This is a genomic window from Rothia santali, assembly GCF_024199905.1.
GTDB lineage: Bacteria > Actinomycetota > Actinomycetes > Actinomycetales > Micrococcaceae > Rothia > Rothia santali.
The window spans coordinates 140,054-162,316 of sequence record NZ_JANAFB010000003.1; the positions used below are offsets into that span (position 1 = coordinate 140,054).

Annotated in this window: 29 protein-coding genes; 1 reads left to right on the top strand and 28 read right to left on the bottom strand. The window is 68.7% G+C overall.

Features of this window, described 5'->3' with window-relative positions; genetic code table 11:
* Positions 1-87 precede the first annotated feature (87 nt).
* The 23 genes from NBM05_RS02410 to NBM05_RS02520 all read right to left on the bottom strand — a co-directional run bounded on the left by NBM05_RS02410 (position 88) and on the right by NBM05_RS02520 (position 13,746).
* A complete protein-coding gene (locus tag NBM05_RS02410) occupies positions 88-651 on the bottom strand; it encodes an adenylate kinase (RefSeq protein WP_254164863.1) in 564 nt (187 codons plus the stop codon).
* Positions 648-1,958: a preprotein translocase subunit SecY gene (gene secY, locus NBM05_RS02415; RefSeq protein ID WP_254164865.1), complete on the bottom strand. Its 1,311-nt coding sequence runs from the start codon at positions 1,956-1,958 to the stop codon at positions 648-650. The genes NBM05_RS02410 and secY overlap by 4 nt, the downstream gene beginning before the upstream one ends.
* 265 nt (positions 1,959-2,223) lie before the next feature.
* Positions 2,224-2,700 (bottom strand): 50S ribosomal protein L15, encoded by a 477-nt coding sequence (rplO, locus tag NBM05_RS02420; protein ID WP_254164866.1) that lies wholly within the window; start codon positions 2,698-2,700, stop codon positions 2,224-2,226.
* A gap of 2 nt (positions 2,701-2,702) precedes the next feature.
* Complete coding sequence (rpmD, locus tag NBM05_RS02425; protein WP_068169536.1) at positions 2,703-2,912, bottom strand: 50S ribosomal protein L30; 210 nt, start codon at positions 2,910-2,912, stop codon at positions 2,703-2,705.
* On the bottom strand, positions 2,912-3,628 hold the full coding sequence (gene rpsE / locus NBM05_RS02430; protein ID WP_309248094.1) for a 30S ribosomal protein S5: 717 nt from the start codon (positions 3,626-3,628) through the stop codon (positions 2,912-2,914). Before rpsE ends, rpmD begins: the two co-directional genes overlap by 1 nt.
* The gene (rplR, locus tag NBM05_RS02435; protein WP_302183622.1) at positions 3,625-3,984 is read right to left on the bottom strand and encodes a 50S ribosomal protein L18; all 360 of its coding nucleotides are present in this window, start codon (positions 3,982-3,984) and stop codon (positions 3,625-3,627) included. The genes rpsE and rplR overlap by 4 nt, the downstream gene beginning before the upstream one ends.
* A gap of 2 nt (positions 3,985-3,986) precedes the next feature.
* Entirely contained in the window at positions 3,987-4,523 is a 537-nt protein-coding gene (rplF, locus tag NBM05_RS02440; RefSeq protein WP_254164867.1) for a 50S ribosomal protein L6, read from the bottom strand.
* A 27-nt stretch (positions 4,524-4,550) separates the two neighbouring features.
* A complete protein-coding gene (rpsH, locus tag NBM05_RS02445; RefSeq protein ID WP_254164868.1) occupies positions 4,551-4,949 on the bottom strand; it encodes a 30S ribosomal protein S8 in 399 nt (132 codons plus the stop codon).
* A gap of 70 nt (positions 4,950-5,019) precedes the next feature.
* On the bottom strand, positions 5,020-5,583 hold the full coding sequence (rplE, locus tag NBM05_RS02450; protein WP_254164869.1) for a 50S ribosomal protein L5: 564 nt from the start codon (positions 5,581-5,583) through the stop codon (positions 5,020-5,022).
* Positions 5,583-5,918: a 50S ribosomal protein L24 gene (gene rplX, locus NBM05_RS02455; protein ID WP_254164870.1), complete on the bottom strand. Its 336-nt coding sequence runs from the start codon at positions 5,916-5,918 to the stop codon at positions 5,583-5,585. The genes rplE and rplX overlap by 1 nt, the downstream gene beginning before the upstream one ends.
* 3 nt (positions 5,919-5,921) lie before the next feature.
* Positions 5,922-6,293 carry a 50S ribosomal protein L14 gene (gene rplN, locus NBM05_RS02460; protein WP_254164871.1) on the bottom strand — a complete coding sequence of 124 codons (372 nt, stop codon included), beginning with the start codon at positions 6,291-6,293 and terminating at the stop codon, positions 5,922-5,924.
* Positions 6,294-6,762: 469 nt separating this feature from the next.
* A complete protein-coding gene (gene rpsQ / locus NBM05_RS02465; protein WP_309248095.1) occupies positions 6,763-7,035 on the bottom strand; it encodes a 30S ribosomal protein S17 in 273 nt (90 codons plus the stop codon).
* Positions 7,032-7,361 (bottom strand): 50S ribosomal protein L29, encoded by a 330-nt coding sequence (gene rpmC / locus NBM05_RS02470; RefSeq protein ID WP_254164873.1) that lies wholly within the window; start codon positions 7,359-7,361, stop codon positions 7,032-7,034. Before rpmC ends, rpsQ begins: the two co-directional genes overlap by 4 nt.
* Positions 7,362-7,363: 2 nt before the next feature.
* The gene (gene rplP, locus NBM05_RS02475) at positions 7,364-7,780 is read right to left on the bottom strand and encodes a 50S ribosomal protein L16 (protein ID WP_129656432.1); all 417 of its coding nucleotides are present in this window, start codon (positions 7,778-7,780) and stop codon (positions 7,364-7,366) included.
* Complete coding sequence (gene rpsC / locus NBM05_RS02480) at positions 7,781-8,617, bottom strand: 30S ribosomal protein S3 (RefSeq protein ID WP_254164875.1); 837 nt, start codon at positions 8,615-8,617, stop codon at positions 7,781-7,783.
* Positions 8,618-8,983 carry a 50S ribosomal protein L22 gene (rplV, locus tag NBM05_RS02485; RefSeq protein ID WP_254164877.1) on the bottom strand — a complete coding sequence of 122 codons (366 nt, stop codon included), beginning with the start codon at positions 8,981-8,983 and terminating at the stop codon, positions 8,618-8,620. It lies immediately after the preceding gene.
* A 59-nt stretch (positions 8,984-9,042) separates the two neighbouring features.
* Positions 9,043-9,324, bottom strand: coding sequence for a 30S ribosomal protein S19 (gene rpsS, locus NBM05_RS02490; protein WP_254164880.1), 282 nt, complete (start codon positions 9,322-9,324; stop codon positions 9,043-9,045).
* A 12-nt stretch (positions 9,325-9,336) separates the two neighbouring features.
* Positions 9,337-10,173: a 50S ribosomal protein L2 gene (gene rplB / locus NBM05_RS02495; RefSeq protein WP_254164882.1), complete on the bottom strand. Its 837-nt coding sequence runs from the start codon at positions 10,171-10,173 to the stop codon at positions 9,337-9,339.
* A 38-nt stretch (positions 10,174-10,211) separates the two neighbouring features.
* Entirely contained in the window at positions 10,212-10,514 is a 303-nt protein-coding gene (gene rplW, locus NBM05_RS02500) for a 50S ribosomal protein L23 (protein WP_254164884.1), read from the bottom strand.
* The gene (gene rplD, locus NBM05_RS02505) at positions 10,511-11,134 is read right to left on the bottom strand and encodes a 50S ribosomal protein L4 (RefSeq protein ID WP_254164886.1); all 624 of its coding nucleotides are present in this window, start codon (positions 11,132-11,134) and stop codon (positions 10,511-10,513) included. Before rplD ends, rplW begins: the two co-directional genes overlap by 4 nt.
* Before the next feature lie 5 nt (positions 11,135-11,139).
* Entirely contained in the window at positions 11,140-11,796 is a 657-nt protein-coding gene (gene rplC, locus NBM05_RS02510) for a 50S ribosomal protein L3 (protein WP_254164887.1), read from the bottom strand.
* Positions 11,797-11,812: 16 nt separating this feature from the next.
* Positions 11,813-12,121 (bottom strand): 30S ribosomal protein S10, encoded by a 309-nt coding sequence (gene rpsJ, locus NBM05_RS02515; RefSeq protein ID WP_030015043.1) that lies wholly within the window; start codon positions 12,119-12,121, stop codon positions 11,813-11,815.
* A 1,136-nt stretch (positions 12,122-13,257) separates the two neighbouring features.
* Positions 13,258-13,746 (bottom strand): hypothetical protein, encoded by a 489-nt coding sequence (locus tag NBM05_RS02520; RefSeq protein WP_254164888.1) that lies wholly within the window; start codon positions 13,744-13,746, stop codon positions 13,258-13,260.
* Positions 13,747-14,399: 653 nt separating this feature from the next.
* Here NBM05_RS02520 and NBM05_RS02525 point away from each other — a divergent pair.
* Positions 14,400-16,184, top strand: a complete 1,785-nt coding sequence (locus NBM05_RS02525; RefSeq protein WP_254164889.1) for a hypothetical protein — start codon at positions 14,400-14,402, stop codon at positions 16,182-16,184.
* 364 nt (positions 16,185-16,548) lie between these two features.
* Here NBM05_RS02525 and tuf read toward each other — a convergent pair whose 3' ends face one another.
* The 5 genes from tuf to NBM05_RS02550 all read right to left on the bottom strand — a co-directional run bounded on the left by tuf (position 16,549) and on the right by NBM05_RS02550 (position 22,168).
* The gene (gene tuf / locus NBM05_RS02530; RefSeq protein ID WP_254164890.1) at positions 16,549-17,739 is read right to left on the bottom strand and encodes an elongation factor Tu; all 1,191 of its coding nucleotides are present in this window, start codon (positions 17,737-17,739) and stop codon (positions 16,549-16,551) included.
* Between the two features lie 185 nt (positions 17,740-17,924).
* Complete coding sequence (gene fusA, locus NBM05_RS02535; protein WP_254164891.1) at positions 17,925-20,039, bottom strand: elongation factor G; 2,115 nt, start codon at positions 20,037-20,039, stop codon at positions 17,925-17,927.
* 66 nt (positions 20,040-20,105) lie between these two features.
* Complete coding sequence (rpsG, locus tag NBM05_RS02540; RefSeq protein ID WP_254164892.1) at positions 20,106-20,576, bottom strand: 30S ribosomal protein S7; 471 nt, start codon at positions 20,574-20,576, stop codon at positions 20,106-20,108.
* The gene (gene rpsL, locus NBM05_RS02545; protein WP_129656444.1) at positions 20,576-20,950 is read right to left on the bottom strand and encodes a 30S ribosomal protein S12; all 375 of its coding nucleotides are present in this window, start codon (positions 20,948-20,950) and stop codon (positions 20,576-20,578) included. Before rpsL ends, rpsG begins: the two co-directional genes overlap by 1 nt.
* A gap of 438 nt (positions 20,951-21,388) precedes the next feature.
* A complete protein-coding gene (locus tag NBM05_RS02550) occupies positions 21,389-22,168 on the bottom strand; it encodes an IclR family transcriptional regulator domain-containing protein (RefSeq protein WP_254164893.1) in 780 nt (259 codons plus the stop codon).
* Positions 22,169-22,263 lie beyond the last annotated feature (95 nt).

Below are 22,263 nucleotides of genomic sequence, written 5' to 3' on the forward strand. Positions count from 1 at the left end.
CGGGGCCGGCGCGCCCGGTGGATAGAGCGGCGGCGGACCCCCTGGGTTCGGGGGCCCGCCGCGGCAGGGTGTCTCAGGCGGAGCGCGTCAGCGGACCGCGCTCAGCAGACGCTCGGTCACCGCGTCGATCGAGCCGAGCCCGTCGACCTCGGAGACGAGCCCGCGGGAGGCGTAGAGGTCCACGATGGGGGCCGTCTCGCTGGCGTAGACGTCCAGGCGGTGCCGGATCACGTCCTCGGTGTCGTCGCTGCGGCCCTCCTGGACGGCGCGGCCCAGCAGGCGCTGCACGAGCTCCTCGTTGTCCGCGGTCAGCAGCAGGACGCCGTCGAGCCTCTGGTCGAGCTCGGCCAGGATGCGGTCCAGCTCCTCGACCTGCGCGGTGTTGCGCGGGTAGCCGTCCAGCAGGAAGCCCTCGGAGGTGTCCTCCTGGCCCAGGCGGTCGCGGACCATGCGGTTGGTCACCGAGTCGGGCACGAGGTTGCCGGCGTCGATGTACTGCTTCGCCTCGCGGCCCAGCTCCGTCTCGCCCTTGATGTTGGCGCGGAAGATGTCGCCCGTGGAGATCGCGGGGATGGAGAGCTCCTCGGAGATCCTCACGGCCTGGGTGCCTTTGCCGGCCCCGGGGGGCCCGATGATGAGCAGACGGTTCATCGCAGAAGTCCTTCGTAGTGTCGTTGTTGTAGCTGGGCGTCGATCTGCTTGATGGTGTCGAGTCCGACGCCGACCACGATCAGCAGCGAGGTGCCGCCGAACGGGAAGTTCTGGTTCGCATCCACCAGGACCAGCGCGATGAGCGGGATCATGGCGACGATGCCGAGGTACAGCGAGCCCGGCAGCGTGATGCGGTAGAGCACGTAGCTCAGGTAGCGCTCCGTGGGACGGCCCGCGCGGATGCCCGGGATGAAGCCGCCGTAGCGCTTCATGTTGTCCGAGACCTCCTGCGGGTTGAAGGTGATCGAGGCGTAGAAGTAGCTGAAGCCCACGATCAGCAGGAAGTAGGCGACCATGTAGATCGGGTGGTCGCCGCTGACCAGGTAGGTGCTGATCCAGTTGACCCAGGCCGGCGGGGCGGTGCCGTCGGACGGGGTGTTGAACTCGGCCAGCAGGCCCGGCAGCATCAGCAGCGACGACGCGAAGATCACCGGGATCACGCCGGACATGTTGACCTTCAGCGGGATGTAGGTGGTGGTCCCGCCGATGGTGCGCCGGCCGATCATGCGCTTGGCGTACTGCACGGGGATGCGCCGCTGCGACTGCTCGACGAAGACGACCGCGATGATGACCAGCAGGCCGACCAGCAGGATGCCGGCGAAGACCGCCCAGCCCTGGGTGCGGAAGATGTCGCCCAGCGCCGAGGGGAAGGAGGCGGCGATCGAGGTGAAGATCAGCAGGGACATGCCGTTGCCGACGCCCTTCTCCGTGATCTGCTCACCCAGCCACATGATGATGCCGGTGCCCGCGGTCAGGGTGAAGATCAGCAGGACGATCATGAGGATCGAGTCGTCCGGGATGATCGGCAGCGGGCAGTTCCCCAGCAGGGTCCCGGAGCGGGCCAGCGAGATGATCGTGGTGGCGTTCAGCATCGCCAGGCCGATCGTCAGGTAGCGGGTGTACTGGGTCAGCTTCTGCTGGCCCTGGCCGCCCTCCTGGTGCAGCTCCTGGAACCTCGGGATCACCACGCGCAGCAGCTGCACGATGATCGACGCCGTGATGTAGGGCATCACGCCCAGCGCGAAGATGGACAGCTGCAGCAGCGCCCCGCCGCTGAAGAGGTTGACCATGTCGTAGATGCCGCCGGTGGTGCCGCCGAGGGCGAGGCACTGCTGGACGTTGCCGTAGTCGACCCCGGGCGCGGGGATGAACGTCCCGGCGCGGTAGATCACGATGATCGCGAGGGTGAACAGCAGCTTGTTCCGCAGGTCAGGGGTCTTGAACGCCCGTCCGAAAGCGCTGAGCACATGGCCTCCTGTAGAAAGTCTTGGTGAGTGCGAACCCGGCGGTACGCGCCGGTCGGCGGCGGCGTCGGGCTCTGGGCATCCCTGGGTTAGTCTAGCCGGTCGCGGCCCGAGGGCCACCCAAGGGATGGCCGCAGGCGGGGCGCGTTCCCGGCGCGGACGCCCGCGCGGGACCGCCCGAAACGGCACAGAGGCCCCCGCCCAGCGAACGTGGGAAGGGGCCTCTGCGAGTGAGGAGGGCGTCCCGGGGAACCGGGACGGGCCGTCCTTACTGGGCGGTCGCCGTCGCGGTGCCGCCGGCGGCCTCGATCTTCTCCACCGCGGAGGCGGAGAACTTGTCCACGGTGACGTTGACCTTGACGGTCAGCTCACCCTGGCCGAGGACCTTGACGGGCTGGTTCTTGCGGACCGCGCCCTTGGCCACGAGCGACTCGACGGTCACGTCGCCGCCCTCGGGGAACAGCTCCGAGAGGCGATCCAGGTTGACCACCTGGAACTCCACGCGGAACGGGTTCTTGAAGCCGCGCAGCTTCGGAAGGCGCATGTACAGCGGAAGCTGCCCGCCCTCGAAGCCGGCACGGACCTGGTAGCGGGCCTTGGTGCCCTTGGTGCCGCGGCCTGCGGTCTTGCCCTTGGATCCCTCGCCGCGACCCACGCGGGTCTTGGCCTTGCGGGAGCCGGGGGCGGGACGCAGGTCGTGGACCTTGATGGTCGAGCCGTTCTGCTCTTCGTTGGTGTCTGCCATGGTTACTTGACCTCCTCAACCTTCACGAGGTGAGCGACGGTGTTGACCATGCCGCAGGTGACCGGGTCGGCGGTGCGAACCACCTTGTTGCCCGGGCGCTTGAGACCCAGCGAACGCAGGGTGTCGCGCATGTTCTGCTTCTGGCCAACGTAGGACTTGAGCTGCGTGATCTCCAGCTGTGCATCGCTGGGCTGAATACGCTTACCGGTCATTACGCACCTGCCTTTTCGCTACGCATCAGGTAGGCCGGGATGACCTCGTCCTGCGGCAGGCCACGGCGCGCGGCGACGGAGACGGGCTCCTCCAGCTGGCGCAGGGCCTCGACCGTTGCGTGCACGATGTTGATCTGGTTCGAGGAACCGAGGGACTTCGAGAGCACGTCGTGGATGCCGGCGCACTCGAGCACCGCGCGGACCGGACCACCGGCGATCACACCGGTACCGGCCGTGGCCGGACGCAGCATGACGACGCCGGCGGCAGCCTCGCCCTGCACGCGGTGCGGGACGGTGCGGTCCTCGATGCGGGGGACGCGGAAGAAGTTCTTCTTCGCCTCCTCCACGCCCTTGGCGATGGCCGAGGGAACTTCCTTGGCCTTGCCGTAGCCGACGCCCACCAGGCCGTTGCCGTCGCCGACGACGACCAGTGCGGTGAAGCTGAAGCGACGGCCGCCCTTGACGACCTTCGAGACGCGGTTGATGGTCACCACGCGCTCGATGTACTTGTCCTTCTCCTCGTCGCGCCCGCCGCGGCCACCACGGCCGCCGCGGTCGCCACCGCGCTCGTTGCGGCCGCGGCCGCCACGCTCGTTACGGCCGCCACGGCGGTCGTCGCGCTGCTGGGAGTTCTGGTTCTGGTTCTCGGCGGACTCGGGTGCAGCGTTGTTCTCTGCCACCTGGGTCTCCTTCTCGTTTGCGGTCTGCTCGCTCACAGGGCCAAACCACCTTCCCGGGCGCCATCAGCAACAGCGGCCACACGGCCGTGGTACTTGTTGCCGCCACGATCGAATACGACGGACTCGACGCCGGCAGCCTTGGCGCGCTCGGCGATCAGCTCGCCGACCCGCTTGGCCTTCCCGGTCTTGTCCAGTTCTGCGGAGCGCAGCTCGGCCTCGAGGGTCGACGCCGACGCCAGGGTGTGGCCCTGGGAGTCGTCGATGACCTGCACGAACATGTGCTGGGTCGAGCGGAACACCGAGAGGCGGGGACGAGCGGCGGTGCCGTTGATGTGCTTGCGAACGCGCGTGTGGCGGCGCTTGCGAGCGACAGTCTTCGTCTTCTGGGACATGATTACTTACCAGCCTTTCCGACCTTGCGGCGGATCTGCTCGCCCGCGTAGCGGACACCCTTGCCCTTGTAGGGGTCGGGAGCACGGAGGCCGCGGATGTTGGAGGCAACCTGGCCGACCTGCTGCTTGTTGATTCCGGACACGGTGAGCTTGTTGTTGCCCTCCACGGTGAAGGTGATCCCCTCGGGGGCCTTGACCGAGACCGGGTGGCTGTAGCCCAGCGCGAACTCGAGATCGTTGCCCTTGGCGAGCACACGGTAACCGGTGCCCACGATCTCCATCTTCTTGGAGTAGCCCTCCGAGACGCCGATGATCATGTTGTTGATCAGGGTCCGGGACAGGCCGTGCAGCGAGCGGGACTCGCGCTCGTCGTCCGGGCGGGAGACGGTGATGGTGTTCTCCTCGAGGGAGACGCTGATCGGGGAGGCGATCTCCTGGGTGAGCTCACCCTTGGACCCCTTCACGGTCACCGCGGATCCGTCGATCGAGACCTCAACGCCGTTCGGCACCGAGATGGGGAGACGTCCAATACGTGACATTATTCTCTTCCTTTCTCTGGTGCCCGACTACCAGACGTAGGCGAGGACTTCCCCGCCGACACCCTTGCTCGAGGCCTGCTTGTCGGTGAGCAGTCCAGAGGAGGTCGACAGGATGGCGATGCCGAGCCCACCGAAAACCTGGGGCAGGTTGGTGGACTTCGCGTAGACGCGAAGGCCCGGCTTGGAGATGCGGCGGACCCCGACGATGGAGGTCTCGCGGTTCGGACCGAACTTGAGGTCCAGGGTCAGGGTCTTGCCGACCTGAGCCTCTTCCTCGCGCCAGTCCTTGATGTAGCCCTCGGCCTTGAGGATCGAGGCGATCCGGGACTTGAGCTTGGAGAACGGCATCGACACGGTGTCGTGGTGAGCCGAGTTCGCGTTGCGCAGACGCGTCAGCATGTCTGCGACGGGATCTGTCATGGTCATGTGGGCACGTGCCCTTCCTCGGAGCGGTTTCCGGCCGGCGTCGTGCGACGGCGGCGGACCTGCGCCGTAGTTAGTTGGTGGTCTTGAAGGGGAAGCCGAGCGCCTTGAGCAGCGCGCGACCCTCGTCGTCGGACTTGGCGGTGGTGACCACGGTGATGTCCATGCCACGGACGCGGTCGATCGCGTCCTGGTCGATCTCGTGGAACACCGACTGCTCGGTCAGGCCGAAGGTGTAGTTGCCGTTGCCGTCGAACTGGCGGTCCGAGAGGCCGCGGAAGTCGCGGATTCGGGGCAGCGCCAGCGAGACGAGGCGGTCCAGGAACTCCCACATGCGCTCGCCGCGCAGGGTGGTGTGGCAGCCGATGGGCTGGCCCTCGCGGAGCTTGAACTGCGCGATGGACTTCTTGGCCTTCGACACCTGGGGCTTCTGACCGGTGATGGCGGTCAGGTCGCGCACGGCGAAGTCGATGAGCTTGGAGTCGCGCGCGGCTTCTCCGACGCCCATGTTGACGACGACCTTGACGAGCTTCGGCGTCTGCATGGGGTTCTGGTACTCGAACTGCTCACGCAGGGCCGGGGCGACCTCGTCCTGGAACTTGGCCTTCAGGCGGGGGGTGATCTTCGTATCGGTCATTAGAGGTCCTTACCCGAGCTCTTGGACACGCGCACGCGGACGGTGCGGTCGCGCCCGTTGCGCTCGACGGTCTCTTCGCGGTAGCCAACGCGGCTGGGCTTGTTGGTCTCGGGATCGACGATCGCGACGTTGGACGCGTGGATCGCTGCCTCGACCTTCTGGATGCCGCCGCCGTCACCGGTGTTCGGGTTGGCCTTGGTGTGCTTGGTGACCACCTTGACGCCCTCGACGATGACGCGGTTGGTCTCAGGGATGACCTTCAGGACCTTGCCCTGCTTGCCCTTGTCGGTGCCAGAGATGACCTGAACCAGGTCACCGCTCTTGATCTTGGCCATGAGTTAGAGCACCTCCGGAGCAAGCGAGATGATCTTCATGAACTTCTTGTCGCGCAGCTCGCGCCCGACGGGCCCGAAGATGCGGGTGCCGCGGGGGTCGCCGTCGGTGTTCTTGAGGATCACTGCCGAGTTCTCATCGAACTTGATGTACGAGCCGTCCTGACGACGGACCGACTTCTTGGTACGGACGACGACCGCCTTGACGACGTCGCCCTTCTTGACGTTTCCGCCGGGAATTGCATCCTTGACGGTGGCGACGATGATGTCGCCGATGCCTGCGTAGCGACGGCCGGAGCCACCGAGGACACGAATGGTAAGGATTTCCTTAGCACCCGTGTTGTCGGCGACCTTGAGCCGTGACTCCTGCTGAATCACTGATGTACTCCTGTCGTCTCACCGGTTCTCACGCCGCAGTCGGACTGGATCGTCCGCGCTGAACGCCGTGGGCCTTGTGGAACAGTTGATCGGGGTTGATTGACGCGCCGGGCCCGTCGGATGGGAGCATCCGGGGGTTAGCGGCCACGCCTGGGACCCGCCATGCCAGGAACATCTGGTCCCGCGACGAGCGGGCGAATGCGCCCGTGGGTAGCGGCATTATGCACTGGCACGGAAGATCCGTGGTGACGAGCGGGCCCGATGGACCCACACAAAGACAAGACTTTACCACAGCCCGGGCGTGTCCGACAGGCCGCGATCGCCGGATCGGCGGGGTTCGCGGCTTGATCTCGCTCACGCCGCGGCGCGTCCGGGCACGCCCCTCCCCCGGCGTCGCCGGACGCGGCGAGGGCCCCTCCCGCCGGGTGGCGGAAGGGGCCCTCGTGATCAGCCGAGCTGACGATCCGGCCTACTTGGCCTTCTCGACGATCTCGACGATGCGCCAGCGCTTGCCGGCGGACAGCGGCCGGGTCTCCATGATGCGCACGAGGTCGCCGATGCCGGCGGCGTTCTGCTCATCGTGGACCTTGACCTTGGTGCTGCGGCGCATGACCTTGCCGTAGAGGCCGTGCGTGACGTGATCCTCGACCTGGACGACGACGGTCTTGTCCATCTTGTCGGACACCACGTAGCCGCGGCGGGTCTTGCGGAGATTGCGCTCTTCCGACTTCACTTCACTCACTTGGCATCACCTTCGGTAGCGTTGGCCTTCTCAGCCTTCTTCGCTGCCTTAGCAGCTTTCTTGTCGGCCTTCTTGTCCGAAGCCTCGACCTCTGCCACCTCGGCCTCCGGGCGAATGCCCAGCTCGCGCTCGCGCATCACGGTGTAGATGCGCGCGATGTCGCGCTTGACGGCCTGGAAGCGACCCGAGTTCTGCAGCTGACCGGTGGCCTTCTGGAAACGGAGGTTGAACAGCTCCTCCTTAGACGAACGCAGCTTCTCAACGAGAGCGTTGTTGTCCAGTTCCTCGAGCTGCTCGAGCGAGAGATCCTTGGATCCTACTGCCATTTCTATTCACCACCTTCGCGACGCACGATGCGTGCCTTCATCGGGAGCTTGTGGATCGCGAGGCGCAGGGCCTCGCGTGCCACGTCGTCGTTCACGCCGGCGAGCTCGAAGAGCACGCGACCCGGCTTGACGTTGGCAACCCACCACTCCGGCGAGCCCTTACCGGAACCCATGCGGGTCTCGGCGGGCTTCTTGGTCAGCGGGCGATCCGGGTAGATGTTGATCCAGACCTTGCCGCCACGCTTGATGTAGCGGGTCATGGCAATACGAGCTGCCTCGATCTGGCGGTTGGTCACGTATGCAGGAGCCAGCGCCTGGACGCCCCACTCGCCGAAGGACACGGTGGTCCCGCCCTTGGCGACGCCGGTGCGCTTGGGGTGGTGCTGCTTGCGGTACTTAACGCGACGGGGAATCAGCATTTATGCCTCACCGTTCTCTGCAGTCTTGGCTTCGGCGGCGCCGGCCTCCGAAGCGGTGTTCTGCTGCTCGTTGCGGCCGCGGCGCGGGGCGCCACCGGCGTTGCGACGACGACGCTCACCGCCGCCACCGCCTCCACGACGGTCGTTGCCGCCGCCGCGGCGGTTGCCCTGAGCGGCCTGCTGAGCAGCCAGTTCCTTATCGGTCAGGTCACCCTTGTAGACCCACACCTTGACACCGATGCGACCAAAGGTGGTCTTGGCCTCGAAGAAGCCGTAGTCGATGTTGGCGCGGAGGGTGTGCAGGGGCACGCGGCCCTCGCGGTAGAACTCCGAGCGGGACATCTCGGCGCCGCCCAGACGGCCGGCGCACTGGATGCGGATGCCCTTGGCCCCGGCCCGCTGCGCGGACTGGATGGCCTTCTTCATGGCGCGGCGGAAGGCCACGCGGGAAGCGAGCTGCTCGGCGACGCCCTGGGCCACCAGCTGAGCGTTGGTCTCGGGGTTGTTGACCTCGAGGATGTTCAGCTGGATCTGCTTGCCGGTGAGCTTCTCGAGCTCGCCGCGGATGCGGTCGGCCTCGGCGCCACGACGGCCGATGACGATGCCCGGACGCGCGGTGTGGATGTCCACGCGCACGCGGTCCCGGGTCCGCTCGATCTCGACGTTGGCGATGCCGGCGCGCTCCATGCCCGTGGACATGAGCTCGCGGATCTTCACGTCCTCGCGGACGAAGTCCTTGTAGCGCTGGCCTGCCTTGTTGGAGTCAGCGAACCAGTGCGACTTGTGGTCCGTGGTGATCCCCAGTCGGAACCCGTGCGGGTTGATCTTCTGTCCCACTTAGCGGTCCTCCTCGTGATCCGGGGTAGCGAGCACCACGGTGATGTGGCTGGTTCGCTTGTTGATGCGGTAGGCGCGACCCTGTGCACGCGGCTGGAACCGCTTCATGGTCGGGCCCTCGTCGACGTACGCGGAGCTGACGAACAGCTCGTCCTCCTTGAAGGCGAGGCTGTCGCGATCCGCGAGCTGCCGGGCGTTGGCCACGGCCGACTCGACGATCTTGAATACCGGTTCCGAAGCGTGCTGGGGGGCAAACTTCAGAATCGCCAGAGCCTCATTCGCCTGCTTGCCACGAATCAGGTCGACGACGCGCCGGGCCTTCATAGGCGTCACGCGAACGTAGCGCGCAGATGCCTTGGCTTCCATTGCCTATCTCTCTTTCGTCTTCTTGCCGAAGAGCAATGCGTTGCTGGTCGGTTGCCCGATCAGCGACGCTTGCCCTTGCGGTCGTCCTTCACATGGCCGCGGAAGGTCCGCGTGAGAGCGAACTCGCCGAGCTTGTGCCCGACCATCGACTCGGTGATGAACACGGGGATGTGCTTGCGTCCGTCGTGCACGGCGATCGTGTGCCCGAGCATGTCGGGGATGATCATCGAGCGGCGGGACCACGTCTTGATGACGTTCTTGGTGCCCTTATCGTTCTGAGCGGCGACCTTCAGGAAAAGGTGCTGATCGACGAAAGGGCCCTTCTTCAGACTACGAGGCATGTTTCAGGCTCCTTAGCGCTTCTTGCCGGTACGACGACGACGGACGATGAGCTTGTCGCTGTCCTTGTTGGGACGACGGGTGCGCCCCTCGGGCTTGCCGTTCGGGTTGACGGGGTGACGACCACCGGACGTCTTGCCCTCGCCACCACCGTGCGGGTGGTCCACCGGGTTCATGACGACGCCTCGCACGGTCGGGCGGATGCCCTTCCAGCGGTTGCGGCCGGCCTTGCCCCAGTTGATGTTGGACTGCTCGGCGTTGCCCACCTCGCCGACCGTGGCGCGGCAGCGCACGTCGACGTTGCGGATCTCGCCGGAGGGCAGGCGCAGCTGGCCGAACTTGCCCTCCTTGGCCACCAGCTGCACGGAGGCGCCGGCGGAGCGGGCGAGCTTGGCGCCGCCGCCGGGACGCAGCTCCACGGCGTGGATCACGGTGCCCACGGGGATGTTGCGCAGCGGCAGGTTGTTGCCGGGCTTGATGTCGGCGGCCGGACCGGACTCGACGACGTCGCCCTGCTTCAGGCGGTTCGGGGCCACGATGTAGCGCTTGGCGCCGTCGACGTAGTGCAGCAGCGCGATGCGCGCGGTGCGGTTGGGGTCGTACTCGATGTGAGCGACCTTGGCGTCGACGCCGTCCTTGTCGTGACGACGGAAGTCGATCAGACGGTACTGGCGCTTGTGCCCACCGCCCTTGTGGCGGGTGGTGATGCGCCCGGAGTTGTTCCGGCCGCCGTTCTTGGGCAGCGGGCGGACCAGGGACTTCTCCGGGGTCGCGCGCGTGATCTCTGCGAAGTCGGCAACGCTCGAGCCGCGACGGCCCGGGGTTGTCGGCTTGTATTTACGAATTGCCATAGTTCAGTTCCTCGTTAAAGTGGTCTCCGCTCGGGCGTTCAGCCCTGCGGACCGCCGAAGATGTCGATGGTGCCTTCCTTGAGGGTCACCACGGCACGCTTGGTGCTCTTGCGGGCCCCCCAGCCGAAGCGCGTGCGCTTGCGCTTCCCGGCACGGTTGATGGTGTTCACGCCGGCGACCTTGACGCCGAAGATGCGCTCCACGGCGTCCTTGATCTCCGACTTGTTGGAGCGGGTGTCGACCTCGAAGGTGTACTTGCCCTCGTCGATCAGACCGTAGCTCTTCTCCGAGACGACGGGCGCGATGATGACGTCGCGGGGGTCCTTGATGGTGGCGCTCACTGGGCGTCCTCCTGGTTCTTTCCAGCCTTGCTGGCGAATGCCACAAACACGTCGTACGCGTCCTTGGTGAACACCACGTCGTCCGAGATCAGCACATCGTAGGTGTTGAGCTGATCCGCGTACAGGACGTGGGCGTTCGGCAGGTTGCGCACGGACAGTGCGACGGTGTCTTCCTTGCGGTCGATCACCACCAGCACGTTCTTGCGGGGGGTGATGTCGGCCAGGGCGGCCTTCGCCGCCTTGGTGGACACGGAGTCCACCAGCGAGGAGACCACGTGGATGCGGCCGTAGGCGGCGCGATCCGAGAGGGCTCCGCGCAGCGCGGCGGCCTTCATCTTCTTGGGGGTCCGCTGCGAGTAGTCGCGCGGGACCGGACCGTGGACGACGCCACCGCCGGTCATCTGAGGGGCGCGGATGGAGCCCTGACGAGCCCGGCCGGTGCCCTTCTGCTTGAACGGCTTGCGGCCGGCCCCGGAGACCTCGCCGCGGTTCTTGGTCTTGTGCGTGCCCTGGCGGGCGGCGGCCAGCTGGGCCACCACGACCTGGTGGAGCAGAGCCGTGTTGGGCTCCACGCCGAAGACGTCGCTCGGCAGGTCGACCTTGACGGTTTCAACAGCCATGAGAGTTAGGCTCCCTTCACAGCGGTGCGAACCAGGACCACGCCGCCCTTGGGGCCGGGGATGGCACCCTTGATGAGCAGGACGTTGTTCTCGGTGTCCACACCCTGGATCGTGAGGTTCTGGGTGGTGTGACGGTTGTTGCCCATCCGGCCCGCCATGCGCATGCCCTTGAACACGCGTGCGGGGTAGGAGGCACCGCCGATGGAACCGGGCTTGCGGTGGTTCTTGTGCTGACCGTGGGAGGCGCCGACGCCCTTGAAGCCGTGGCGCTTCATCACACCGGCGAAGCCCTTGCCCTTGGTCTTGCCGATCACGTCGACGCGCTGCCCGGTCTCGAAGACCTCGACCGACAGCTCCTGGCCCGGGGCGTACTCGGAAGCGTCCGACGTGCGGATCTCGACGAGGTGACGACGCGGCGTGGTGCCGGCCTTCTCGAAGTGACCGGCCAGGGGCTTGGTCACCTTGCGGGGGTCGATCGCACCGTAACCGATCTGAACGGCGGAGTAGCCGTCGGTGTCCTGGTCGCGCAGCTGGGTGACGACGTTGGAATCGGCCTTGACGACGGTGACCGGCACGAACTTGCCGTTCTCGTCCCAGACCTGGGTCATACCGAGCTTGGTGCCCAGCAGACCCTTCACCTGGCGCTCGAATTTGGTAGTCATGGGGATGCGATCCTCTTTAAAGCTTGATTTCGATGTTCACGTCTGCCGGCAGGTCCAGGCGCATGAGCGAGTCGACTGCCTTCGGAGTGGGATCGACGATGTCGATCAGGCGCTTGTGCGTCCGCATCTCGAAGTGCTCGCGGCTGTCCTTGTACTTGTGCGGCGAGCGGATCACGCAGTACACGTTCTTCTCGGTGGGCAGCGGCACGGGGCCGACCACGGTCGCGCCGGCGCGCGTCACCGTCTCAACAATCTTCCGAGCCGAGGAGTCGATGACCTCGTGATCATACGACTTCAGCCGGATGCGGATTTTCTGTCCCGCCATCTGTCGGACTCTCTTTCTTCAAGTACTTCCCTGTGATGGGGCCGGTGGGCCCCTTGTATGGCGTCTTCAGGCAAGCTCCCCACACTCCCCGAAGGACTTCGGGCGGGTGATGGGTTCCTGGCGCCGCCTCGCACGAGCTGAATCCGGACGTCTCGCCCGGGTTCCTCACCTCGTCGAAGCACCGACCCCCGTACTCGGGCGTGTCGCCTTGATTCCAGGCGCACTACCGCGATCTGACGGACCGGGTCATATTTGGGCTTGTGCGGACAGCCCCCGGGTCTCCCCGATTCTGGGCATGTCGACGCCAACAAGCGCTTGAACAACGTCATCCATCTTGCCAGAGGCCGCGGCGCCCCGCAAGCTCTGCGCGCGGAAGTGGTCAGAGACACTCGAGACGCGTCACCGCGGCCCTCCGCGTCGTCGCACCGGCTAGATTTGGTGACAAAGAGCACCGGACCAGGGCAGACGCCCACCGGTCACCGCGCCGGACCCGAGGTGGACCATGGAAGCCCTCATCGTCGTCATCGTCCTCGGACTCGTCTTCGGAGTGCCGCTGGCCATCGGGCTCGCCGTCGGCTTCGCCTGGGGGCGCCGCGCGGGCCGGAGGGACGCCGGCCCCCTCCGGGTCGACGCGGACCCGTACCGGCCCCCGAGGGCGCCGGAGGCCTTCCAGCCGGGCTCCCACCGGCCGGGAGGACCCGGACAGGCGGCGGGCTCCCCCCGGCCGGGTGCGCCCGGGCAGGCGGCAGGCTCCCCGGCCGGGTGCGCCCGGGCAGGCGGCAGGCTCCCCGGCCGGGTGCGCCCGGGCAGGGGCCGGCGGTCACCCCGCGCCCGCTCCCGGCCGGGGACCCGAGGGCGGCGCGCCGGGCGGGACGCCGCCGTCGTGGGCCGACTTCCGCGGCGGGGCGGGCACCGGCCCCTACCGCCCGGCGTCGGGGCCCGCCGGGCCCCCCTCCCCCCCCCGGGGGGACGCCGCCGCCCCCCCCCCCCGCCGGCCCGGGCGGACCCGCCGCGCTGATCAACCTGGGCCTGTACGTCGCGAGCCTCCTGCTGATCACCGGCAGCGGCCTGCTGGTCAACTACGCGGCCCCGGCGGGCGTGAAGGTCGCCGGGCTGTGGCTGCTGAGCGCGGTGTACTACGGCGTCGGCGTCGCGCTGTTCCTGACCGTGCGGCGCCTGAGGATCGCCGGGATCTCCATGACGGGCACGGGCCTGGCGGTCCTCCCCTTCGCCGGCCTGGCCACCTGGTCGCTGCTGTTCCCCGACGCGGCGTCGCTGATTTGGCTGGTGACCTCGCTGGTCGGGACGGTGGCGCTGTACGCCGCGTGCGCGCTCATGAACAGCCGCGTGCTGGGCGTGCTGATGGTCGCGTTCCTCGTCTCCGTCGCGCTGTCCATGGTCTCCACCGTGGGCCTCGGCCTGGTCTGGTACTTCGCCGCGACCACGGCCCTGGCGACGCTGCTGATGCTCCTGGTGCGCCTCGCGCCCGCGGGGCTCCCGCGCAGCGTGCTGGCCTCGATCGTGCGGACCCACCGCCTCATCGTGCCCGCCTCGGCGCTCGCGACGATCTTCACCGCCCCCTGGGCCGACGCGGGGCAGGTCTGCGTCGCGTTCGCGGTCTTCACGCTCTACGCGGCGCTGTTCCACGTCCTGAACCGCACGGACCTCGAGCTGATCCAGCTGCGCGCCTACCCCGCCGTGGCGGCCGCCGCCGGGCTGCTCTGGGCGACCGACAGCTGGTACTGGGCCGGCTGGGGCGCCTGGGGCGGGTTCCTCGCGGCGTCCCTCTCGTGCGGGCTGGCCCCGCGCGGTGCGGCGGGCATCGGGCGCCCGCGGGGCGGCGACCGTTACGGCGGGACGGGTGCCGGGTCGCAGCCGGGCGAGGTCCCTCACGGTGGTCGTGGGGCGGCGGCGCGGCGCGAGGACGTGCTCCTCCTCGCGCAGGCGGTGTTCTTCGGGATCGCCGCCGTCGTCACGCTCTGGTACGTCGTCGTCGGCGATCGGTTCCACGGGGCCGGGGACGAGGCGGAGGGGTCTGGACCGCGGCGCGGCTGCTCGCCAACCCCGTGTGGGCTCCCCGGCGTGGCTGGCCGTGGCCCTGACCGCGGCGGGCGCGGCCCTGTGGGGCCGGATCGGCGGCTGCGGCTGGCGGCGCTCGTCCAGGTCGGACTGCTGGCCGTCACGACGGCGCCCGAGCTCGGAGCGCACGGGCTCGGACCGGTCTGGGCCGCCTGCGCGCTGGCGATCGCGGTGCTCCTGGCGCGACCGGCCGCGGGCGGTGCGCGGGTGCGCCCGCCGCGGGCGTTGCGCCGACGCGACCGGCCGCGAGCGTCGCGCGGACGCGCCCGCCCCTCTGGCTCCCTCCGCCCTGGCCCTGGCGCTCGGCGCGCTCGCGGCCGACGTCGCGCCCCAGCCCGCCGGGCGCCACGGCCTGGTCGTGGCGGTGGCCGCGCTCGCCGTGGTCGCCCTCGCGCAGGCCCTGCTCCGCCGGGCGGCGGATCGCCCCGTGGGCGGGATCGTCGTGCCGGTCGCGGCGTCCTCCGCGCTCTGGGTCATGGGCGCGGTGACGCTGAGCGCTCCGAGCGGCGGCGCGGGCCCCTCCGCGGTCGACGTCGCGCTGCTCGGCGTCCTGCTGGCCGCCCCGGCGGCGGTGGGGGCGGCCGTCGTCGCCCAGCTGGCCCGGATCCGGAAGGCGGGCCGCCTCCCGGACGGCCTCGCCGCCGCCTACCTCCTCGCCCCGCTGCTGACCGGCCTCCTCCTCGACCTGCCGGCCGGCGCGCGGCTGGCGGCCGGGGCCGTGCCGGGGTGGGCGCCCGGCGTCGTGTACGGGATCCTCCTGCTGACCGCGCTCGGGGCGCTGCTGACCCGGCGCGCGCAGGCCCCCTCCTTCTGGGTCCTCGTCACCCGCGTCGCGGTGCTGCCGCTGACTGCCGAGCTCGCCGTGCGGCTGCTGGACAGCGGCGTCGGCATCGCGTGGACCGTCACGGTGGTCCTGCTCGCCCAGCACGCGGTGAGCTGGGCGATCCAGCGCCGGCCCCCGATCGCGACCCGGGACAGGGTGCTGGCGTGGATCCTGCTGGGAGTGCAGGCGGCCACCGCCCTGCTGCTGTGGCTGCTGGTGCCCGGCGGGAGCGCCGCGCTGTCAGCCGCGGCGATGCTGCTGCTGACCGCCGCCGCTGCGTGGGTCTACGAGGCCCGCCGCACGATCCCCGGCTACGCGCTGCTGCCCCACGTCCTCGCCCCGGCGGCGCTCGCCGCGGCCGACGGCGCGAGCCAGGCGCTCGCCCCGCGCACCGATCAGACCGCGGTCCTCGGCGCCCTGGGGATCCTCGTGGCGGTGCTGATCTCCCTCTCCGCGCGCATCCTGCGGGAGGGGGCCGGCCGCGGGGCGGGGCGCCCCGGCGCGGTCGGCGAGCTCGTCTGGCTCGGCCTGCTGTTCCTCGGCGGGATCGTCCCGGACCGGACCGGCTGGGTGGCCTGCATCGGCCTCGCGCTGGCGGCGTGGATCCTCCTGCTGCTGCTCCGCGACGCCGCGCCGCGGTCCGGGGCCGCGGCGGCCGGGCCGCGCCCGCTGCCGATGGCCGAGCTGAGGCGCCACGTGGTGGTGTGGACCGGCCTGCTGATCCTGCTGCGCCTGCTCGGCTACGTCTTCGACGGCCCGCAGCCGGTGCTGTGGCCTCTGCTGGCCGGCGTCGCGCTGATGGGGCTGGCGCTCGGGTCCCGGGTCGAGGCGCCGCAGCGCAGCCGGGCCTACCTCTGGTTCGCCTTCGGCGCCGAGACGCTCGCGTGGCTGGTCTCGATCGCCGACCCCGCGGTCGGCGGCCCCGTCGCCCCGCTGTGGGGGCTCGGCATCCCCGCCCTGCTGATCGCGGCGCTCGTGCTGGGGATGGTCGCGGCGGTGCTGACGCGGGACACCGCGGCGGGCTGGGCCTGGGCCGCGCTGATCACGGCCGTGCTGCTGTGGTACGCGCGGAACCTCGGGCCGCTGCTGCTGATCATCCTCGCCCTGGCGATCACGGGGGCGGTCATCTGGTTCCTGTTGCGGACCGGCCGCCGGTCCTGAGCGGCCGGTCCTTCAGCGGCCGGTCCCCCGGGGCCACGCCCCGACGCCGACGGGCTCGCGGCCGCGCCCACGGGACGTCGACGCGTCGAGGAGCCCGGCCGTGCCGACCAGACGTCGACGCGACGAGGAGCCCGGCCGCGCCGACCGGACCTCGGCACGGCGAGGAGCCAGGCCGCGCCCACGAGGCGCCGAAGCGACAAGCAGCCGGGCCGTGCCGACCGGACGTCGGCGCGGCCGGGCTGACGCCGGCCCGACGGACCCCGGGCACGACGAAGGGCCCCGGCACAATGCCGGGGCCCTTCTGTCAGCGCACGCTAGCGGGCCGTGACGACCCGCCCGCGATCACCTCGCGAGGTCGGGGACCCTACTTGGTGATCTTGGTGACGCGGCCCGAGCCGACGGTGCGGCCACCCTCGCGGATGGCGAAGCCGAGGCCCTCTTCCATCGCGATGGGCTGGATCAGCTCGACGGACATCTCGGTGTTGTCACCGGGCATGACCATCTCGGTGCCCTCGGGGAGGGTGATGACGCCGGTGACGTCGGTGGTCCGGAAGTAGAACTGCGGACGGTAGTTCGAGTAGAACGGGTTGTGACGCCCACCCTCGTCCTTGGAGAGGATGTAGACGTTCGCCTCGAAGTCGGTGTGCGGGGTGATCGAACCCGGCTTCACGACGACCTGGCCGCGCTCGACGTCGTCACGCTTGAGACCGCGCAACAGCAGCCCGCAGTTCTCGCCGGCCCAGGCCTCGTCGAGCTGCTTGTGGAACATCTCGATGCCGGTCACGGTGGTCTTCTGGACCGGGCGGATGCCGACGATCTCGACCTCCGAGTTCAGGCCCAGGGTGCCGCGCTCCGCACGACCGGTCACGACGGTGCCGCGGCCGGTGATGGTGAAGACGTCCTCGATGGGCATGAGGAAGGGCTTGTCCTTGTCGCGGACGGGGTCCGGGATGAACTCGTCCACGGCCTCCATGAGGTCCTCGACGGACTTGACCCACTCGGCGTCGCCCTCGAGGGCCTTCAGCGCGGAGACGCGCACGACGGGAGCGTTGTCGCCGTCGAACTCCTGGGAGGACAGCAGCTCGCGGACCTCCATCTCGACGAGGTCCAGCAGCTCCTCGTCCTCGACCATGTCAGACTTGTTCAGCGCGACCAGCAGGGTGGGGACGCCGACCTGGCGGGCCAGGAGGACGTGCTCACGGGTCTGCGCCATGGGGCCGTCGGTGGCGGCGACCACGAGGATCGCGCCGTCCATCTGAGCGGCACCGGTGATCATGTTCTTGACGTAGTCGGCGTGGCCGGGAGCGTCGACGTGCGCGTAGTGGCGCTTGTCGGTCTGGTACTCGATGTGCGCGATGTTGATGGTGATGCCGCGCTGGCGCTCCTCGGGAGCGGAGTCGATCATGCCGAAGTCGCGGGCCTCGTTGAGGTCCGGGTACTTGTCGTGGAGCACCTTGGAGATCGCAGCGGTCAGCGTGGTCTTACCGTGGTCGACGTGACCGATGGTGCCGATGTTGACGTGCGTCTTGTTGCGCTCGAACTTTGCCTTAGCCACTGAATGTTCCTCCTAGAACGTTTGGTGAAAACGTGCGCTGGCCTGTGCGCCGTCCGTGGATGCAGACGGATTCCTGGTACACATTAGCGGAAAATCCTCCGCTCGGGAAAACCAGCGCACGTTTCCGGGCTTGGGGTGGGGGGATGGTGCCGCGGCCCCGTGCGGGGCCGCGGCATGCGGGGGTACTACTCCCCGCGGCTCTTCTGGACGATCTCCTCGGCGACGGCCTTGGGGACCTCGGAGTAGCTGTCGAAGGTCATCGAGTACACCGCGCGGCCCTGCGTCTTGGAACGCAGGTCGCCGATGTAGCCGAACATCTCGGACAGCGGCACCAGGGCGGAGACCAGCTTGACGCCGGCCACGTCCTCCATGGCCTGGATCTGGCCGCGGCGGGAGTTCAGGTCGCCCACGACGTCGCCCATGTACTCCTCGGGAGTACGGACCTCGACGGCCATGAGCGGCTCGAGCAGCACCGGGTTGGCGCGCTTGGCGCCCTCCTTGAAGACCATCGAACCGGCGATCTTGAAGGCCATCTCGGAGGAGTCGACGTCGTGGTACGCGCCGTCCAGCAGGGTGGCCTTGACGCCCACGACCGGGTACCCGGCGAGGATGCCCAGCTGCATCGCGTCCTGGATGCCGCGGTCGATCGAGGGGATGTACTCGCGCGGCACGCGGCCGCCGGTGATCTTGTCCTCGAACTCGTAGAGCTCCTCGGCGTCCAGCGCGATCGGCTCGAAGGCCATCTGCACCTTGGCGAACTGACCGGAGCCGCCGGTCTGCTTCTTGTGGGTGTAGTCGACCTTGTCGACGGCCTTCTTGATGGTCTCGCGGTAGGCCACCTGGGGCTTGCCCACGTTGGCCTCGACGCGGAACTCGCGCTTCATGCGGTCCACCAGGATGTCCAGGTGGAGCTCGCCCATGCCGCCGATCTCGGTCTGCCCGGTCTCCTCGTTGAGGTTGACCGTGAAGGTCGGGTCCTCGGCGGCGAGCTTCTGGATGGCGGTGGAGAGCTTCTCCTGGTCGCCCTTGGTCTTCGGCTCGATGGCCACGAAGATCACGGGCTTGGGGAAGGTCATCGACTCCAGCACGATCGGGTTGGCCGGATCGCACAGGGTGTCGCCCGTGGTGGTCTCCTTGAGGCCGATCGCGGCGTAGATGTGGCCCGCCTGGATCTCGTCGACCGGGTTCTCCTTGTTGGAGTGCATCTGGAACAGCTTGCCGATGCGCTCCTTGCGGCCCTTGGTCGCGTTGAGCGTCTGCTGGCCGGAGCTGGCGATGCCCGAGTACACGCGGATGTAGGTCAGCTGACCGTAGAACGGGTGCGCAGCGACCTTGAAGGCCAGGGCCGAGAACGGCTCGTCCTTGGCCGGCTTGCGGATGAGCTCGACCTCCTCGTCCTTGGGGTCGCGCCCGATCATCGGGGGCACGTTCAGCGGCGAGGGCAGGTAGTCGATCACGGCGTCGAGCATGGGCTGCACGCCGCGGTTCTTGAACGCGGAGCCGCACAGGACGGGGTAGGCCTCGTTCTTGACGGTGAGCTCGCGGATGCCCGCCTTGAGCTCCTCCTTCGAGATCTCCTCGCCCTCGAGGTACTTCATCATGAGCTCCTCGGAGCTCTCCGCGACGGCCTCGATGAGCTCGTTGCGGTACTGCGCCGCGCGCTCCTGGAGGTCCTCGGGGATCTCGCGGGTCTCGTAGGAGGCACCCAGGGAGACGTCGCCCTTGGAGTCGCCCTCCCAGACGTACGCCTTCTCCTCGATGAGGTCCACGACGCCGACGAAGTCGTTCTCGGAGCCGATCGGCAGCTGGATGACCAGCGGCTTGGCGCCGAGGCGCTTCACGATGGTGTCGACGGTGAAGTAGAAGTCGGCGCCCAGCTTGTCCATCTTGTTGACGAAGCAGATGCGGGGGACCTCGTACTTATCGGCCTGGCGCCAGACGGTCTCCGACTGGGGCTCGACGCCCTCCTTGCCGTCGAAGACCGCGACGGCGCCGTCGAGCACGCGCAGCGCGCGCTCGACCTCGACCGTGAAGTCCACGTGGCCCGGGGTGTCGATGATGTTGATCTGGTTGTCTTTCCAGAAGCACGTGGTGGCCGCGGAGGTGATGGTGATCCCGCGCTCCTGCTCCTGGGCCATCCAGTCCATCGTGGATGCACCTTCGTGAGTCTCACCGAGCTTGTGGTTGATGCCCGTGTAGAACAGGATGCGTTCGGTAGTGGTGGTCTTACCGGCATCGATGTGAGCCATGATGCCGATGTTGCGGACCTTGTTGAGGTCGGTAAGCACGTCAAGTGCCACGATGTATCCCTTTCAGGTGGTTCAGGAGCGCCGGCCCGCCCGGGGGACGGGCCGGCGGGGCTGAAATTACCAGCGGTAGTGGGCGAAGGCCTTGTTGGACTCGGCCATCTTGTGGGTGTCCTCGCGACGCTTCACAGCGGCACCGAGACCGTTGGACGCATCCAGGATCTCGTTCATGAGGCGCTGGGTCATGGTCTTCTCGCGGCGGAGCTTGGAGAAGCCGACCAGCCAGCGCAGGGCCAGGGCGGTCGCGCGGCCCGCGCGGACCTCGACCGGGACCTGGTAGGTCGCGCCGCCGACGCGGCGGGAGCGGACCTCGAGGGAGGGCTTGATGTTGTCCATGGCCTTCTTGAGGGTGGACACGGCGTCGCCCTCGGACTTGGCGGCCACGCCCTCGAGGGCACCGTAGACGATGCGCTCGGCGGTGGACTTCTTGCCGTCCTGGAGGACCTTGTTGATCAGCTGCGTCACGAGCGGGGAGCCGTAGACCGGGTCGACGACGAGCGGACGCTTGGGAGCGGGACCCTTACGAGGCATTACTTCTTCTCCTTCTTCGCGCCGTAGCGGGAGCGGGCCTGGCCGCGGTTCTTGACGCCCTGGGTGTCCAGCGCGCCGCGCACGATCTTGTAGCGGACGCCGGGGAGGTCCTTCACACGACCGCCGCGGACGAGCACGATCGAGTGCTCCTGGAGGTTGTGGCCCTCGCCGGGGATGTAGGCCGTGACCTCGACGCCGCCGTTGAGCTTGACGCGAGCGACCTTCCGCAGCGCGGAGTTCGGCTTCTTGGGGGTGGTGGTGTACACACGGGTGCACACGCCACGCTTCATGGGGCTGCCCTTGAGAGCGGGCGCCTTGGTCTTCGTGACCTTGGGAGTCCGGCCCTTGCGGACCAGCTGCTGAATTGTAGGCACTTTCGTGTTCTCCGTTGTATCGAGGGCCCGAAGCGCACGGGGTGCGCCGAGGAGGGCCGTTGATGATTGGCTCACTCGCGGCAAAGCGAGGCGGGTGAGCGCACTGATAACCGGTCCAGTGAGCGCCGAGCGGGCACAGCGAATTGATGGCATTTTGACGCAATCATGCGCGCCAGAGGACCGTATCCATACCTGCCATTGATTCGAAGCCCGACCCGCGGGACACACGCCGCGACCCATCCCACCGGAGAAACGGAAGGCAGGAGCACGCCATGCTCGCACTGAGACTGAGTACTTCACCGTCAAGAGTACCCGAGCGGGCGGCCTTTGGCTAACGACTGTGCCGCACGCAACCCCGGCCGAGGCGCGTCGGCGGCGCATGTCGGCGGGGCACGTCGGCGCGACGCGCCGGAGGGGGGGCCGAGGTCGTGGGGCCGCTCAGCCCAGCGCTCCCCCGCCGGCGCGGTAGGAGTGCCCGATCCGCAGCGCCGCCTCCCGCAGCCGGGGCACGATGCTGCTGGAGATGGAGTCGGTGCTCGCGGTGGGCGAGCCGACCCGCATGGAGACGTTGATCGCCGCGATGGTGCGCCCCGCGGCGTCGACCACGGGCGCGGCGACGGAGCGCAGGCCGATCTCCAGCTCCTGGTCCACTAGCGTCCACCCGCACCGCCGCGCCTGCTCGATCCTCTCCGAGATCTGGGCGGCGTCGGTCAGGGTCCGGTCGGTGATGGCCTCGGGCCGCTGCCGCGCGAGGTACCGCTCGAGCTCCGCGGGAGGCAGCCCCGCGAGCAGGACCCGCCCCATCGACGTCGCGAAGGCCGGGAACGTGGTGCCGACGTTGATGGTCACGGCCATGATCCGGCGAGCGGGGACCCGGGCCACGTAGACGATGTCGTCGCCGGCGAGCACGGACATCGAGGAGGACTCCCCCACCCGGGCCGAGAGCTCCCGCAGGTGCGGGTAGGCGAGTTCGGGCAGCGAGAGCCCGGAGAGGTAGGCGTAGCCGATGCTGAGCACGCTGGGGCTGAGCCTGAACGTCCCGCCCTCGCTCAGCACGTACCCGAGCTCCACTAGGGTGTGGAGGAAGCGCCGGGCGGTGGCCCGGGTCAGGTCCGTGCGGCGGGCCACCTCCGCGAGCGTCATCTGGACGTGCTCGGCGTCGAAGGCCCGCAGCACGGCCAGGCCGCGGGCCAGGGACTGGACGTAGGCGTCGGTCATCCCCGGCTCCCCCGGGCGGCGGCCGGGCCGGCGTCGGACGCCTCGCGCTCGGGTGCGTCGCCGCGCTCGGGCCCGGCACCGCTCCCGGGCTCGGC

Excerpts from the sequence above, each read along its gene's own strand:
- rplC (WP_254164887.1), bottom strand. The coding sequence starts at position 11,796 with ATGACTACCAAATTCGAGCGCCAGGTGAAGGGTCTGCTGGGCACCAAG.
- rplO (WP_254164866.1), bottom strand. The coding sequence starts at position 2,700 with ATGGCAGACACCAACGAAGAGCAGAACGGCTCGACCATCAAGGTCCAC.
- rpsJ (WP_030015043.1), bottom strand. The coding sequence starts at position 12,121 with ATGGCGGGACAGAAAATCCGCATCCGGCTGAAGTCGTATGATCACGAG.
- rplP (WP_129656432.1), bottom strand. The coding sequence starts at position 7,780 with ATGCTGATTCCCCGTCGCGTTAAGTACCGCAAGCAGCACCACCCCAAG.
- rplB (WP_254164882.1), bottom strand. The coding sequence starts at position 10,173 with ATGGCAATTCGTAAATACAAGCCGACAACCCCGGGCCGTCGCGGCTCG.
- rplF (WP_254164867.1), bottom strand. The coding sequence starts at position 4,523 with ATGTCACGTATTGGACGTCTCCCCATCTCGGTGCCGAACGGCGTTGAG.
- rpmC (WP_254164873.1), bottom strand. The coding sequence starts at position 7,361 with ATGGCAGTAGGATCCAAGGATCTCTCGCTCGAGCAGCTCGAGGAACTG.
- rplE (WP_254164869.1), bottom strand. The coding sequence starts at position 5,583 with ATGACCGATACGAAGATCACCCCCCGCCTGAAGGCCAAGTTCCAGGAC.
- rpmD (WP_068169536.1), bottom strand. The coding sequence starts at position 2,912 with ATGACCGGTAAGCGTATTCAGCCCAGCGATGCACAGCTGGAGATCACG.
- rplR (WP_302183622.1), bottom strand. The coding sequence starts at position 3,984 with ATGTCCCAGAAGACGAAGACTGTCGCTCGCAAGCGCCGCCACACGCGC.
- rpsH (WP_254164868.1), bottom strand. The coding sequence starts at position 4,949 with ATGACCATGACAGATCCCGTCGCAGACATGCTGACGCGTCTGCGCAAC.
- rplV (WP_254164877.1), bottom strand. The coding sequence starts at position 8,983 with ATGGAAGCCAAGGCATCTGCGCGCTACGTTCGCGTGACGCCTATGAAG.
- rpsS (WP_254164880.1), bottom strand. The coding sequence starts at position 9,324 with ATGCCTCGTAGTCTGAAGAAGGGCCCTTTCGTCGATCAGCACCTTTTC.
- rplD (WP_254164886.1), bottom strand. The coding sequence starts at position 11,134 with ATGGCTGTTGAAACCGTCAAGGTCGACCTGCCGAGCGACGTCTTCGGC.
- rpsG (WP_254164892.1), bottom strand. The coding sequence starts at position 20,576 with ATGCCTCGTAAGGGTCCCGCTCCCAAGCGTCCGCTCGTCGTCGACCCG.
- NBM05_RS02550 (WP_254164893.1), bottom strand. The coding sequence starts at position 22,168 with ATGACCGACGCCTACGTCCAGTCCCTGGCCCGCGGCCTGGCCGTGCTG.
- rplX (WP_254164870.1), bottom strand. The coding sequence starts at position 5,918 with ATGGCCAAGATCAAGAGCGGTGACCTGGTTCAGGTCATCTCTGGCACC.
- NBM05_RS02410 (WP_254164863.1), bottom strand. The coding sequence starts at position 651 with ATGAACCGTCTGCTCATCATCGGGCCCCCCGGGGCCGGCAAAGGCACC.